A 13,439-nucleotide genomic window follows, 5' to 3' on the forward strand; every position below is an offset into this window, starting at 1 on the left:
TGCTCATCGGTCAGATCCGAGGGGTAGGCCGGGGAAGAGCCCATAGCCCACCCTGGCCCACAACCCCGAAGTTGTCAGCCCGCTTTCTCAACACGTTCTGAGCCGGCCGGGCGTCGTCCGGGGGTGACGTGCGCCGCGCACTAGGCTCGGGAGTGCCCGTTCGTCGACCCCGCAGGAGCTCCCGTGTCAGCCGCGCCCACCCTCGCCGCCACCGCCCCGATCCGGGTGCCGGCCGGGACGACGGCCCAGGAGGCGCTCAAGGCGGCCGGGGTCCCGCTCAAGGGCCCGGACGGCGCGGTCGTCGTCCGTGATCTCGCCACCGGCGACCTCAAGGACCTCGCCTGGGCACCCGAGGCCGACGCCGAGGTCGAGCCGGTGCCCGCCGCCAGCCCGGAGGGGCGTGCGGTGATCCGGCACTCCACCGCGCACGTGCTGGCGCAGGCGGTCCAGGACCTCTTCCCGGGCACCCGGCTGGGCATCGGCCCGCCCGTGGAGAACGGCTTCTACTACGACTTCGCCCCCGAGCGGCCCTTCACCCCCGAGGACCTCACGGCCCTCGAGAAGCGCATGCAGGAGATCGTCCGGGCGGGGCAGTACTTCTCCCGCCGCGAGATCAGCGACGCCGACGCGCAGGCCGAGCTCGCGCACGAGCCGTTCAAGCTCGAGCTGATCGGCCTCAAGGGTGGTGCCGACGAGGCGGCCGAGGGTGCCGACGTGGAGGTCGGCGGCGCGCAGCTGACCATGTACGACAACCGGGACGCCCGCACCGGCGACCTGGTGTGGACCGACCTGTGCCGCGGCCCGCACCTGCCGCGCACCTCGAACATCCCGGCGTTCTCCCTGACCCGGTCGGCGGCCGCCTACTGGCGGGGCAGCGAGAAGAACCCGCAGCTGCAGCGGGTCTACGGCACCGCGTGGGAGAGCAAGGAGGCGCACAAGGCCTACCTGGAGCAGGTCGCCGAGGCCGAGCGCCGCGACCACCGGCGGCTCGGCGCCGAGCTGGACCTGTTCAGCTTCCCCGACGAGATCGGCTCCGGCCTGGCGGTGTTCCACCCCAGGGGCGGCGTCATCCGCCGGGAGCTGGAGGACTACAGCCGGCGGCGGCACGAGGAGGCCGGGTACTCCTTCGTCAACACCCCGCACATCACCAAGGGCCAGCTCTTCCAGACCTCCGGGCACCTGGAGTGGTACGCGGAGGGCATGTACCCGGCGATGCACCTCGACGAGGAGCGCGACGCCGAGGGCAACGTGCGGCGGCAGGGGCAGGACTACTACCTCAAGCCGATGAACTGTCCCATGCACAACCTGGTGTTCCGGTCTCGGGGCCGCTCCTACAAGGAACTGCCGCTGCGGCTGTTCGAGTTCGGCACGGTGTACCGGTACGAGAAGTCCGGTGTCGTGCACGGGTTGACCCGGGCCCGCGGGTTCACCCAGGACGACGCGCACATCTACTGCACCCCGGAGCAGATGCAGGGCGAGATCCGCTCCCTGCTGCAGTTCGTGCTCGACCTGCTCGCCGACTACGGCCTGTCCGACTTCTACCTGGAGCTGTCCACCCGCGACCCGGAGAAGTCGATCGGCAGCGACGAGGACTGGGAGCGCGCGACGGACGCGCTCCGGGAGGCGGCCGAGGCCAGCGGCCTGGACCTGGTCCTCGACCCCGGCGGCGCGGCCTTCTACGCCCCGAAGATCTCCGTGCAGGCCCGCGACGCGATTGGCCGCACCTGGCAGATGTCGACGATCCAGGTCGACCTGATGCTGCCCGAGCGCTTCGGCTTGGAGTACACCGCCGCCGACGGCAGCCGGCAGCGCCCGGTCATGATCCACCGCGCGCTGTTCGGGTCCATCGAGCGCTTCTTCGGCGTCCTCACCGAGCACTACGCCGGCGCCTTCCCCGCGTGGCTGGCCCCGGTGCAGGTGGTCGGCATCCCGGTCACCGACGAGCAGGTCGGCTACCTGCGGGACGTCGCCCTGCAGCTGCGGGCGCGCGGCATCCGCGTGGAGGTCGACGACTCCGACGACCGGATGCAGAAGAAGATCCGCACCGCGAGCAAGCAGAAGGTGCCCTTCGTGCTCATCACCGGTGCCACCGACGCCGAGGCCGGCGCGGTCTCCTTCCGCTTCCGCGACGGCAGCCAGCACAACGGCGTGCCCGTCGAGAAGGCCGTCGCCGCGATCGCCGACTGGGTCGCCGGCCGGGCCAACACCGACCCCACTGCCGAATCCGTGGTGGCCGGATGAGCACCGACTCGAAGGAGGCCTTCCGGGTCGCCGTCTCCAGCGACGACGGCGGGCCGGCGACGGTCTTCGAGCACCTGTGGACGCCGTACCGGATGGCCTACATCCGTGGCGAGGGCAAACCCACGGGCGCCCACGACTGCCCGTTCTGCCTCATCCCGCAGATGGACGACGAGGAGGGGCTGGTCGTCGCGCGCGGCGAGACCGTCTTCGCCGTCCTCAACCTGTACCCGTACAACGCCGGCCACCTGATGCTGGTGCCGTACCGGCACGTGCCCGACTACACCGACCTCACGCCCGCCGAGGTCGCCGAGCTGGGCGAGTTCACCCAGACGGCCATGCGGGTGGTGCGCGCGGTGTCCGGGGCGCACGGGTTCAACATCGGGATGAACCAGGGCTCGGTCGCCGGTGCCGGGATCGCCGACCACCTGCACCAGCACGCCGTGCCGCGCTGGGGCGGGGACACCAACTTCATGCCGGTCATCGGGCTGACCCGCGTGCTGCCGCAGGTGCTGCGCGAGACGCGGGCGCTGCTCGCGCAGCACTGGCCGGACGGCCGGCCGACGCCGGGGGCCTGAGGTGCTCGGCGTCAACGCCCGTGCGGCGGTGGGCCGTTTCTGGGCACCGGTCGTGGCCCGGCTCGCCCGCGCCGGCGTCACCCCGGACGCGGTCACGCTGGTCGGCACGCTCGGGGCCATCGCCGGTGCGGTCGGGCTGATCGCCACCGGCCACCTGTTCTGGGGCGCGTTCACCGTCACCGTCTTCGTGCTGCTCGACATGCTCGACGGCGCCCTGGCGCGGGCCCGCGGCGGCGGCTCGGTGTTCGGTGCGGTGCTGGACTCCACCGGCGACCGCGCGGCCGACGCCGCCATCTTCGGCGCGCTGGTCTGGTGGTTCTCCGGGGCCGGCGACAACCGGCTCCTCGTGCTGCTGGCGCTGCTGTGCCTGGTGCTCGGCGTGCTCACCTCCTACGTCAAGGCCCGCGCCGAGGGCATGGGTCTGCGCTGCGACGTCGGCGTCGTCGAGCGCACCGAGCGGCTGATCCTCGTGCTGGTCGGCACCGGCTTCCTGGGCCTGGGCATCCCCTACGCCCTGCACGTCGCGCTGTGGGTGCTGACGGTGGGCAGCGCGGTCACCGTCGCGCAGCGGTTCGCCGAGGTCCACCGGCAGGCCCGCGGCCGGGCCCTGCCGACGCCGCCGTCCACCCCGCCGTCCTCGGGGCTGGTGCCGTGACCGACGCGCCCGGGACGGACGCCGCGACGGCGGGGTCGACGGGGACGGGGTCGAGGGAGACGGTGGCCGGGCTGCGGCTCGTCCCGGGCCGGCCGGGGCTGCGCGCCCGGGCCACGGCGCAGCTGACCGACCTCGGCTACGCCGCCGGCTGGAGCGCGGTCAAGGCGCTGCCCGAGCCGGTGGCCCGCGGCGCCTTCGACGCCGCCGGCCGATGGGCCGCCGCGCGCGAGGGCCGCGGGGTGCGGCAGCTGCGCGCCAACCTCCGCGTCGCCACCGGGGGCCGGCTCGACGAGGCCGCGCTCGACGAGCTGACCACGCGCGCGATGCGCTCCTACGCCCGCTACTGGCAGGAGGCGTTCCGGCTGCCGCGGCTGGGCGTGCAGCGGATCCTCGACGGCACCGAGCTGCCCGGCCGCGAGCACCTCGAGGCGGCCCGTGACCAGGGGAGGGGGCTGGTCCTGGCGCTGCCGCACAGCGGCAACTGGGACGCCGCCGGCGTCTGGCTGGTCGACTGGCTCGGCGGGCCGTTCATGACCGTGGCCGAGCGGCTGCGGCCGGAGTCGCTGTACCGGCGCTTCCTCGCCTTCCGGGAGACGCTCGGCATGCGGGTGGTGCCGCTCACCGGCGGCCCGCGGCCGGGCGCCACCGTGCTGCGCGAGTGGCTCGACGCCGGCGGCTCGATCTGCCTGCTGGTCGACCGGGACCTCGGCACCGGCGGGGTCCCGGTCGACCTCTTCGGCCGCCGGACCACCATGCCCGGCGGGCCGGCGCTGCTGGCCGCGCAGACCGGCGCCGCCCTGCACCCGGCCGTGTCGCACTTCACCGAGCGGGCCTGGCGGCACGTCGTCCACCCGGAGGTGCCGGTCGGCGGGCCCGGGCGGCTGCGCGACCGGGTTCCCGCCGCGATGCAGGGGGTGGCCGACGCGTTCACCGCCGGCATCGCCGAGCACCCCGAGGACTGGCACGTGCTCGGGCGGATCTGGGACGACGTCCCGCCCGACCCGCCGCGGCGAGGGCACCGCTGATGCGCATCGGACTGGTCTGCCCCTACCAGTGGGACGTCCCCGGCGGGGTCCAGTACCACGTGCGCGACCTGGCCGAGACGCTGCGCGGGCTGGGCCACCACGTCGAGGTGCTCACCCCCGCCGAGCGCGAGGAGTCGCTGCCCGACGAGCACACGACCTGGGCCGGGCGCGCCGTGCCGGTCCCGTACAACGGCTCGATGGCCAGCCTGCAGTTCGGGCCGGTCAGCGCCACCCGGGTGCGCCGCTGGCTGCGCGAGGGGCACTTCGACGTCGTCCACGTGCACGAGCCGGCGCCGCCCTCGGTCTCGCTGCTCGTCTGCATGATCGCGACCGGCCCGGTCGTGGCCACCTTCCACGCCGCCACGACCCGGTCCAGGACCCTGGCCGCCTTCGGCCCGCTCGTCCGGCCCTGGCTGGAGAAGATCTCCGGACGCATCGCGGTGTCGGACTTCGCCCGCCGGGTGCAGGTCGAGCACCTCGGCGGCGACGCGGTGATCATCCCCAACGGCGTGCACGTCCGCGCCTTCGCCGACGGGCCCTCGCTGCCCGGCCGCGCCCGCGGCGTGGACGGGCCGACCATCGGCTTCCTCGGCCGGTACGACGAGCCGCGCAAGGGCCTGCCGGTGCTGCTCGAGGCGATGCGCACCGTCGTCCGCCGGCACCCCGGCGCGCAGCTGCTGATCGCCGGCCGCGGCGACCCGGACGCTGTCCGGGAGCTGCTCGGCGAGGACCTCGCCCCGCACGTCTCGCTGCTCGGTGAGCTCACCGAGGCGGAGAAGGGCGCGTTCCTGCGGTCGATCGACGTGTACTGCGCGCCCAACCTGCTGGGGGAGTCCTTCGGCATCGTGCTGATCGAGGCCCTGGCCGCGGGGGCGCCGGTCGTCGCCAGCGACCTCGACGCCTTCGCCGCGGTGCTGGAGGACGGCGCCGCCGGGGTGCTGGTGCGCCGCGGGAACGCCCGCGACCTCGCCCGCGCCCTCTCCGACCTGCTCGCCGACCCCGAGCGCCGGGAGCAGCTCTGCGCGACCGGCCGTCGGGTGGCCGCGGAGTACGACTGGTCGGTGGTGGCCCGCCGGGTGCTCGCCGTCTACGAGACGGTGGTGCTGCCCGGCAGCGGCGGGGTCACCGCCTCCGACGACGCCGGGCTGGCCGACCTCGCCGCCCTCCCGGGGGACGCACCGACCCGGTCGGCCCTGCGACGGTGGGTGCAGCGCTAGCCTGACCCGTCGTGACCCCCGACGTCTGGCTGCTCCTCACCGCCGCCGTCGTCGTCCTGCTGCTGGCCGCCTGGGTGGCGTGGACGCTCACCCGGCTACGCCGCCTGGAGGCCCGGGTCGAGCGCGCCTGGACGGCCCTGGACACCCAGCTGACGCGGCGCGCGGCCCTGGCCGAGGAGCTCTGCCGCGACCACGCGGGCGCGGTGGGGGAGGAGCGCGCCGCCCGGCTGGCGGCCTGCGTCCGCGAGGTGCGCGCGCCCCGGGCCGGTGACCGCGAGCTGACCGAGAACGCCCTGGGCCGCGAGCTGCGCGAGCTGCCCGGCGACCTGCCCGGCGTGCCGCGCGCCCTGCGCGCCGACCTCGAGGGGACGGCGACCCGGATCGGGCTGGCCCGGCGCTTCTACAACGACGCCGTCCGCGACACCCACGCCCTGCGCACCCGCCGGCTGCCCAGCCTGCTGCGGCTGCACGCCGCCCGGCCGCTGCCGCGGTTCTTCGACATCGAGGACGACCTGCGCGAGGTCACCGGCAGCGCCGCCGGGGGCGGTCGCGCGCGCCCGTAGCATCGAGGTGCCCCTCCCCGACCTCCGAGACCGAGGCAGTCCCCGTGGCAGAGCACAGCACGACCGTCCCCACCACCACCGGCACCGAGGCCGTCAAGCGCGGCATGGCCGAGCAGCTCAAGGGCGGCGTCATCATGGACGTCGTCACCCCCGAGCAGGCGAAGATCGCCGAGGACGCCGGCGCGGTCGCCGTCATGGCCCTCGAGCGGGTGCCCGCCGACATCCGCGCCCAGGGCGGCATCGCCCGCATGAGCGACCCGGACATGGTCCAGGGCATCGTCGACGCGGTCTCCATCCCGGTCATGGCCAAGGCGCGCATCGGCCACTTCGTCGAGGCGCAGGTGCTGCAGAGCCTCGGCGTCGACTACATCGACGAGTCCGAGGTGCTCACCCCGGCCGACGAGGCGCACCACATCGCCAAGAGCGAGTTCACCGTGCCGTTCGTCTGCGGCGCCACCGACCTGGGTGAGGCGCTGCGGCGGATCGCCGAGGGCGCGGCGATGATCCGCTCCAAGGGCGAGGCCGGCACCGGCAACGTGGTCGAGGCGGTGCGGCACATGCGCGCCATCCGCGCCGGCATCCGCCGGCTGGGCACGCTCGACGCGACCGAGCTGTTCGTCGCCGCGAAGGAGCTGCGCGCGCCGTACGACCTGGTCGCCGAGGTGGCCCGACTGGGCAAGCTGCCGGTCGTGCTCTTCACCGCCGGCGGCATCGCCACCCCCGCGGACGCGGCGATGATGATGCAGCTGGGCGCCGAGGGCGTCTTCGTCGGCTCGGGCATCTTCAAGTCCGGCGACCCGGCGCAGCGGGCCGCGGCCATCGTGCAGGCGACGACCTTCCACGACGACCCCGACGTGATCGCCAAGGTCTCCCGCGGGCTCGGCGAGCCGATGGTCGGCATCAACGTCGCCACGCTGCCGGAGAGCGAGCGGTACGCCACTCGCGGCTGGTGACCCCGTGACCGAGCTCGCGAGGTCACGCTGGGGTGCAGCACGGCCCGTGGCGTGACCGACGAGCGCCAGCGAGGAGGCACGTGACGGCGCAGCGGGACGACGTCGAGGCCGCCCGCGCGTCCGCCGTCCCGGCGCGGGAGACCCCGTCGGGACGGCGGATCGGCGGTCTCGACGTCGCCCGCGGGCTCGCCGTCCTCGGCATGTTCGGCGCGCACCTCGGGAGCACCGGCGAGCTGGGCTGGGACCCGGTCACCTGGCGGGCGCTGGTCGACGGCCGCTCGTCGATCCTGTTCGCCACGCTGGCCGGTGTCTCGATCGCGCTCCTCTCCGGCGGCCGCGCGCCGGCCACGGGGGACGAGCTCGCCCGGGCCCGGACCCGCATCCTGGTCCGCGGCGCCTGGGTGTTCGCGATCGGCGGCGTCCTGGAGCTGCTCGGCACCTTCGTCGCGATCATCCTGGGCGTCTACGCCGTGCTCTTCGTCCTCGCCCTGCCCTTCCTGCGCTGGCGGCCCGCGCGCCTGCTGCTCGCCGCCGGGGCCGTCGCCCTGCTCGGGCCGCCGCTCACCCTCGCGGTGGGGCAGTACGCGACCGAGCTGGACGAGGCGGGCAACGCCTTCGCCTTCCTGTTCTTCACCGGCTACTACCCGGCGGCGGTCTGGCTCGCCTTCGTGCTGGTGGGGCTCGCCGTCGGCCGGCTGGACCTGCGGGCAGCACGGGTGCGCGTCGGCCTGGTCGCCGGCGGCGCGGCCGCCGCGGTGCTGGGCTACCTCGGCGGCTGGCTGAGCACCCGGCAGCTCGCGCCGGGACAGGACCTGAACGGGATCGAGTCCGGCTTCGGCTCCGACGGAGCCTGGGAGCCGGCCTGGTTCGCCGGCGCGCAACCGCACACCGCGACGCCGTTCGAGGTGATCGGCTCCGGCGGCGTCGCGGTCGCCGTCATCGGGGTGTGCCTGGTGGTCGCCGACCTGCTGCCGCGGGTGACGTACCCACTGGCCTCGGTGGGCGCGCTGGCGCTGTCGGTCTACACCGTGCAGATCGTGGCCATCCGGGTGCTCCAGGTCGCCTCCTCCGCCGACTGGGGACTCTGGGTGCGCTTCACCGTCACCGCCCTGGTGCTGGCGTCGGTGTGGCGGTGGCGGTTGGGTCGCGGCCCGCTGGAGCGGCTGCTGACCTGGAGCTCGCGGCGGGCGGCCGGGCCCTGAGCGGGCGACGTAGCCTGGTCCCTCGTGTCGAGGAAGCCCGTCGTCGGTGTGCTGGCCCTGCAGGGAGACGTCCGCGAGCACCTCGCGACGCTGCCGGAGCTGGGCGCCGAGGCGGTGATCGTGCGCCGTCCCGAGGAGCTGGCCGGGGTCGACGCGCTCGTCGTCCCCGGCGGTGAGTCGACGACGATGGCGAAGCTGGCCGCGCGGTTCGGCCTGCTCGAGCCACTGCGTGCGGCCGTGGCCGACGGCCTGCCGGTCTACGGCTCCTGCGCCGGGATGATCATGCTGGCCGACCGGCTGCTGGACGCCCCGCCCGACCAGGTCACCGTCGGCGGGCTGGACGTCACCGTGCGGCGCAACGCCTTCGGCCGGCAGGTCGACTCCTTCGAGTCGCAGGTCGAGATCGAGGGCGTGGCCGGCGACCCGGTGCACGCGGTCTTCATCCGGGCGCCGTGGGTGGAGGAGGCCGGGGAGGGCGTGCAGGTCCTCGGCCGGGTCGTCGGGGGACCCGCCGACGGTAGGATCGTCGCCGTCCGCCAGGGGAACCTGGTGGCCACCAGCTTCCACCCCGAACTCACCGGGGACCGCCGGGTGCACGCGCTGTTCGTCGACATCGTCCGACGCCGCCTGGCCGAGAGGGCCGGCGCTGTCGCCGGGAACGAGGAGGATCAATGAGCGGCCACTCCAAGTGGGCGACGACGAAGCACAAGAAGGCCGGCATCGACGCCAAGCGCGGCAAGCTCTTCGCCAAGCTCATCAAGAACATCGAGGTCGCGGCCCGCACCGGCGGCGGTGACCCGGCCGGCAACCCGACGCTCTTCGACGCCATCCAGAAGGCGAAGAAGAGCTCGGTGCCCAACGACAACATCGACCGCGCGGTGAAGCGCGGTGCCGGTCTCGAGGCCGGTGGCGTCGACTACCAGACGATCACCTACGAGGGCTACGCGGCCGGCGGCGTCGCCGTCCTCATCGAGTGCCTGACCGACAACAAGAACCGGTCGGCCATGGAGGTCCGCACGGCCATGACCCGCAACGGCGGGTCGATGGCCGACCCCGGCTCGGTCTCCTACCTGTTCTCCCGCAAGGGCGTCATCGTGGTGCCGAAGTCGGACACGGTCGACGAGGACACCGTGCTCATGGCCGTGCTCGACGCCGGGGCCGAGGAGGTCCGAGACCAGGGCGACAGCTTCGAGGTGGTGTGCGAGCCGACCGACCTGGTCGCCGTGCGGACCGCGCTGCAGGACGCCGGCATCGACTACGACTCCGCCGACGCCGGGTTCGTGCCGAGCGTCTCGGTCAAGCTGGACGAGGAGGCGGCGGGCAAGGTCTTCCGGCTCATCGACGCGCTCGAGGACTGCGACGACGTGCAGAACGTCTACGCCAACTACGACGTCTCCGACGACGTGCTCGAGAAGGTCGGGTGAAGGACCACCCTTCCCCCCACGCCTCGCGAGCTCGGTGCGGGTCCCTGAAGAGTGGCCGTTCCAGCACCTGACGAGGCTCGCGGCGGGATCCTGCAGAGGGGCCGTTCCAGCACCTCACCTGGCGCGGGCGTGTCGCGCCGTTCCGTCGCCCCCGGGGGTTAGCGTGGGTCGAACACCAGTTCGGCTGACGTCAGGAGGCGCCTCCATGCGGGTCCTCGGCATCGACCCGGGCCTCACCCGGTGCGGGTGGGGAGTGGTCGACGGGCGTCCCGGTGCACGGCCGGCGGCGGTCGGTGTGGGGGTCCTGCGCACCGCCGCGGAGCTCGACCTGGAGCTGCGGCTGCTCGAGCTGCACACGGCCGTGACCGCACTGCTGCGGGAGCACCGGCCCGACGTCGTGGCGATCGAGCGGGTCTTCACCCAGAACAACAAGGGCACCGCTACGGGGACGGCGCAGGCCGCGGGCGTGGCCGCACTGGCCGCCGCCCAGGCCGACCGGCCGGTCGCCTGGCACACGCCCAGCGAGGTCAAGGCCGCCATCTCCGGCAGCGGTCGTGCGGACAAGGAGCAGGTCACCCTGATGGTCACCCGGGTGCTGGGGCTGGCGTCCCCGCCCAAGCCGGCCGACGCCGCCGACGCGCTCGCCCTGGCGGTCTGCCACGCCTGGCGCGGCCCGGCGCAGCAGCGGCTCGAGGTCGCCGCGCTGGCCGGCGGGATCGGCGCGCCGGTGGTGCAGCGGACGCTGCCGCGCTGGCAGGGGGTGTCCCGGTGATCGCGTCGGTCAGCGGGCGTGTCGCGGCGGTGTCGCCGGACGGCGCGGTCGTCGAGGTCGGCGGCATCGGCCTGGCGGTGCAGTGCACGCCGGGCACCATCGCCCGGCTGCAGGTGGGGGAGAGCGCCCGCCTGGCGACCAGCCTGGTGGTGCGCGAGGACTCCCTCACCCTCTACGGCTTCGCCGACGACGACGAGCGCCAGCTGTTCGAGCTGCTGCAGACGGCCAACGGCGTGGGCCCCCGGCTGGCCCAGGCCGTGCTCGCCATCCACCCGCCGCGCGAGGTGCGCCGCGCGGTGTCGATGGCCGACGTCAAGGCGCTCATGCAGGTGCCGGGTATCGGCAAGAAGGGCGCCGAGCGGCTGATCCTCGAGCTGCGGGACCGGCTGGGCGCCACCACGACCGACACCCAGCTCGACGGCGCCGCCGCACCGTCCGGCCTGCCGGCCGTCACCCCGGTCGCCCCGTGGCGCGATCAGCTGGCCTCGGCCCTGGTCGGCCTGGGCTGGACCGGCAAGGAGGCCGACGCGGCGATCGTCGAGCTCGCCCCGCTGGCCGACGAGCAGGTCACGCAGACCGGCTCGGTCGAGGTCGCCGTCCTGCTGCGCCAGGCGCTGCGGCTGCTGGGCCGGTCGTGAGCTCGCCGTTCGACCGGGGTCTGTCGGCCGAGCCCGCTGAGGGCCTGAGCCGCGACTTGTCCTCGGTGTCGGCTGGAGCCGGGGACGAGGAGCGGGTCGTCGAGTCGGCGCTGCGGCCGCACTCGCTGACCGACTTCATCGGCCAGCCCAAGGTGGCCCGGCAGCTGGAGCTGGTCCTCGAGGGCGCCAAGCGGCGCGGCCGCCCGCCGGACCACGTGCTGTTCTCCGGCCCGCCCGGCCTGGGCAAGACCAGCCTCGCGCTGATCATCGGCTCCGAGCTGGGGACGTCGGTGAAGATCACCAGCGGTCCGGCGATCGAGCGCTCCGGGGACCTGGCCGCGATGCTGTCCAACCTGGCGCCCGGCGACGTCCTCTTCATCGACGAGATCCACCGGATCGCCCGGCCGGCCGAAGAGCTGCTGTACATGGCGATGGAGGACTTCCGCGTCGACGTCGTGGTCGGCAAGGGGCCGGGGGCGACCGCCATCCCGCTGGAGATCAACCCGTTCACGCTGGTCGGGGCGACGACGCGCGCCGGCCTGCTCACCGGGCCGCTGCGCGACCGGTTCGGCTTCGTCGGCCAGATGGAGTTCTACGAGCCGGCCGAGCTGCAGCAGGTGCTCGCCCGCAGCGCCGCGCTGCTGGGCGTCGAGCTCACCGCCGACGGCTCGGCGGAGATCGCCGGCCGGTCCCGGGGCACCCCGCGCATCGCCAACCGGCTGCTGCGCCGGGTCCGCGACTACGCGGAGGTGCGCGCCGACGGCCGGGTGACCCGCGCGGTCGCCGAGGCGGCGCTGGCGCTCTACGACGTCGACCACCTGGGCCTGGACCGGCTCGACCGCGCCGTCCTGGAGGCGCTGGTCATGCGCTTCGGCGGCGGTCCGGTCGGTGTGGCCACGCTCGCGGTGGCCGTGGGGGAGGAGCCGCACACCGTGGAGGAGGTGTGCGAGCCGTTCCTGGTCCGCGCCGGGCTGCTCGCCCGCACGCCCCGTGGCCGGGTGGCCACCGAGGCGGCCTGGCAGCACCTCGGCCAGCCGGTCCCGCGCGGCGGCGTCCCCCTCGGTCGGGTCACAGTCGACCCACCGGCCCCGGGTTCGTCGTCAGGCACCCTGTTCGACGCCTAGACTGCGGGACGCTGGCGCGCAACTCGTCCGGCGTCGCCGCGCGCGTCCCGCACGGTGCCCGGATGCCCCGCGCCGGAGCCGATGCACCCGAGCGGTCCCGTCCCGGGCCGCACCCACCGTGGCCGGTACGCCGCGGTAGAGAGGCACATCTGTCGTGGAGTTGTTCCCGCTCGTCATCCTCGTGCTGGCCTTCGTGCTGCTCATCGTCGTCCCGGCACGGCAGCGCAAGAAGATCCAGGAGCAGCAGCGGGCGCTGCAGGAGTCGCTGACCCCGGGCACCCCGGTCATGACGACGGCCGGCCTGCACGGCACGGTCGCCGCCCTCGGCGAGGGCACCGTCGACCTGGAGATCGCCCCCGGTGTGGTCGTGACCTTCGCCCGCCAGGCGGTCCTCGAGGTCCGCAAGCCCGTGGTGGCCGGCCCCGCCGCCGACGGCACGGTCCTGCCCGGGGACGACGCCGACGGCGGCCCGGCCGACCGCACCCGCTGACCCGGAGCCGCCCCGTGGCCCAACGCACGCTGCCCGCGCGCCGGTACTTCGGCGCCTTCCTGCTCGTCGTCGCCGTCCTGTACGGCCTCGTCTTCCTCACCGGCGACACCCGCACCCCGCAGCTCGGCCTCGACCTGCGCGGCGGGACGACGGTGACCCTCACCGCGGCCACGCCCGACGGCCAGGCCCCCGACCCGACCGAGCTCGAGCTGGCCCGCCAGATCATCGAGCAGCGGGTCAACGGCCTCGGCGTCGCGGAGGCCGAGGTGGTCACCGAGGGCGACTCGAACATCGTCATCTCCGTCCCGGGGGACGACGGCGAGCAGGCCCGCGAGCTGGGCCAGACCGCACAGCTGCGCTTCCGGCCCGTCGTCCAGGGGCCCGAGCCTGTCTCTTATCGACATGCGACGCTGCTGCCGACCCCTCAGGTCCGGATCCCCGCCGTCGCCCGTCCTGCTAAAACAACCGTCAATCTGCTAGCCCTCCGACTGCGTCCACTCCACCTTGCAACCTCTGTCCCTTTCTCTCCCCCTCCAGCTACATCTCCTACCATTCTCCTT

14 protein-coding genes and 1 pseudogene are annotated in these 13,439 nt (G+C 74.3%); all 15 read left to right on the plus strand.

Annotated elements, in window-relative coordinates:
• The first annotated feature begins 183 nt into the window (after window positions 1-183).
• Complete coding sequence (thrS, locus tag CNO22_RS20595; RefSeq protein WP_100501133.1) at window positions 184-2,241, plus strand: threonine--tRNA ligase; 2,058 nt, start codon at window positions 184-186, stop codon at window positions 2,239-2,241.
• Window positions 2,238-2,816, plus strand: a complete 579-nt coding sequence (locus CNO22_RS20600; RefSeq protein ID WP_198588473.1) for an HIT family protein — start codon at window positions 2,238-2,240, stop codon at window positions 2,814-2,816. Before thrS ends, CNO22_RS20600 begins: the two co-directional genes overlap by 4 nt.
• 1 nt (window position 2,817) lies before the next feature.
• Complete coding sequence (gene pgsA / locus CNO22_RS20605; protein WP_100501134.1) at window positions 2,818-3,471, plus strand: phosphatidylinositol phosphate synthase; 654 nt, start codon at window positions 2,818-2,820, stop codon at window positions 3,469-3,471.
• On the plus strand, window positions 3,468-4,496 hold the full coding sequence (locus CNO22_RS20610; RefSeq protein WP_232807209.1) for a phosphatidylinositol mannoside acyltransferase: 1,029 nt from the start codon (window positions 3,468-3,470) through the stop codon (window positions 4,494-4,496). Before pgsA ends, CNO22_RS20610 begins: the two co-directional genes overlap by 4 nt.
• The gene (locus CNO22_RS20615) at window positions 4,496-5,713 is read left to right on the plus strand and encodes a glycosyltransferase family 4 protein (protein ID WP_100501136.1); all 1,218 of its coding nucleotides are present in this window, start codon (window positions 4,496-4,498) and stop codon (window positions 5,711-5,713) included. The genes CNO22_RS20610 and CNO22_RS20615 overlap by 1 nt, the downstream gene beginning before the upstream one ends.
• 11 nt (window positions 5,714-5,724) lie before the next feature.
• Window positions 5,725-6,276: a LemA family protein gene (locus tag CNO22_RS20620; RefSeq protein ID WP_100501137.1), complete on the plus strand. Its 552-nt coding sequence runs from the start codon at window positions 5,725-5,727 to the stop codon at window positions 6,274-6,276.
• Between the two features lie 44 nt (window positions 6,277-6,320).
• Window positions 6,321-7,229 carry a pyridoxal 5'-phosphate synthase lyase subunit PdxS gene (pdxS, locus tag CNO22_RS20625; RefSeq protein ID WP_100501138.1) on the plus strand — a complete coding sequence of 303 codons (909 nt, stop codon included), beginning with the start codon at window positions 6,321-6,323 and terminating at the stop codon, window positions 7,227-7,229.
• A gap of 80 nt (window positions 7,230-7,309) precedes the next feature.
• The gene (locus tag CNO22_RS20630) at window positions 7,310-8,431 is read left to right on the plus strand and encodes a heparan-alpha-glucosaminide N-acetyltransferase domain-containing protein (RefSeq protein WP_198588474.1); all 1,122 of its coding nucleotides are present in this window, start codon (window positions 7,310-7,312) and stop codon (window positions 8,429-8,431) included.
• 24 nt (window positions 8,432-8,455) lie between these two features.
• Window positions 8,456-9,106, plus strand: a complete 651-nt coding sequence (gene pdxT / locus CNO22_RS20635) for a pyridoxal 5'-phosphate synthase glutaminase subunit PdxT (protein WP_100501139.1) — start codon at window positions 8,456-8,458, stop codon at window positions 9,104-9,106.
• Entirely contained in the window at window positions 9,103-9,855 is a 753-nt protein-coding gene (locus CNO22_RS20640) for a YebC/PmpR family DNA-binding transcriptional regulator (protein ID WP_100501140.1), read from the plus strand. The genes pdxT and CNO22_RS20640 overlap by 4 nt, the downstream gene beginning before the upstream one ends.
• 205 nt (window positions 9,856-10,060) lie before the next feature.
• Window positions 10,061-10,627: a crossover junction endodeoxyribonuclease RuvC gene (gene ruvC / locus CNO22_RS20645; protein WP_100501141.1), complete on the plus strand. Its 567-nt coding sequence runs from the start codon at window positions 10,061-10,063 to the stop codon at window positions 10,625-10,627.
• Window positions 10,624-11,265, plus strand: a complete 642-nt coding sequence (gene ruvA, locus CNO22_RS20650) for a Holliday junction branch migration protein RuvA (RefSeq protein ID WP_100501142.1) — start codon at window positions 10,624-10,626, stop codon at window positions 11,263-11,265. Before ruvC ends, ruvA begins: the two co-directional genes overlap by 4 nt.
• On the plus strand, window positions 11,262-12,389 hold the full coding sequence (gene ruvB / locus CNO22_RS20655) for a Holliday junction branch migration DNA helicase RuvB (RefSeq protein WP_100501143.1): 1,128 nt from the start codon (window positions 11,262-11,264) through the stop codon (window positions 12,387-12,389). Before ruvA ends, ruvB begins: the two co-directional genes overlap by 4 nt.
• A gap of 154 nt (window positions 12,390-12,543) precedes the next feature.
• Window positions 12,544-12,879, plus strand: coding sequence for a preprotein translocase subunit YajC (yajC, locus tag CNO22_RS20660; protein ID WP_100501144.1), 336 nt, complete (start codon window positions 12,544-12,546; stop codon window positions 12,877-12,879).
• Window positions 12,880-12,893: 14 nt separating this feature from the next.
• Window positions 12,894-13,439: pseudogene (locus CNO22_RS20665) on the plus strand (hypothetical protein); the annotation flags it as partial.

Source organism: Geodermatophilus chilensis (assembly GCF_002802985.1).
GTDB lineage: Bacteria > Actinomycetota > Actinomycetes > Mycobacteriales > Geodermatophilaceae > Geodermatophilus > Geodermatophilus chilensis.

Coding starts and splice junctions, on each gene's coding strand:
- CNO22_RS20600 (WP_198588473.1), top strand. CDS start 2,238: ATGAGCACCGACTCGAAGGAGGCCTTCCGGGTCGCCGTCTCCAGCGAC.
- CNO22_RS20615 (WP_100501136.1), top strand. CDS start 4,496: ATGCGCATCGGACTGGTCTGCCCCTACCAGTGGGACGTCCCCGGCGGG.
- CNO22_RS20640 (WP_100501140.1), top strand. CDS start 9,103: ATGAGCGGCCACTCCAAGTGGGCGACGACGAAGCACAAGAAGGCCGGC.
- ruvC (WP_100501141.1), top strand. CDS start 10,061: ATGCGGGTCCTCGGCATCGACCCGGGCCTCACCCGGTGCGGGTGGGGA.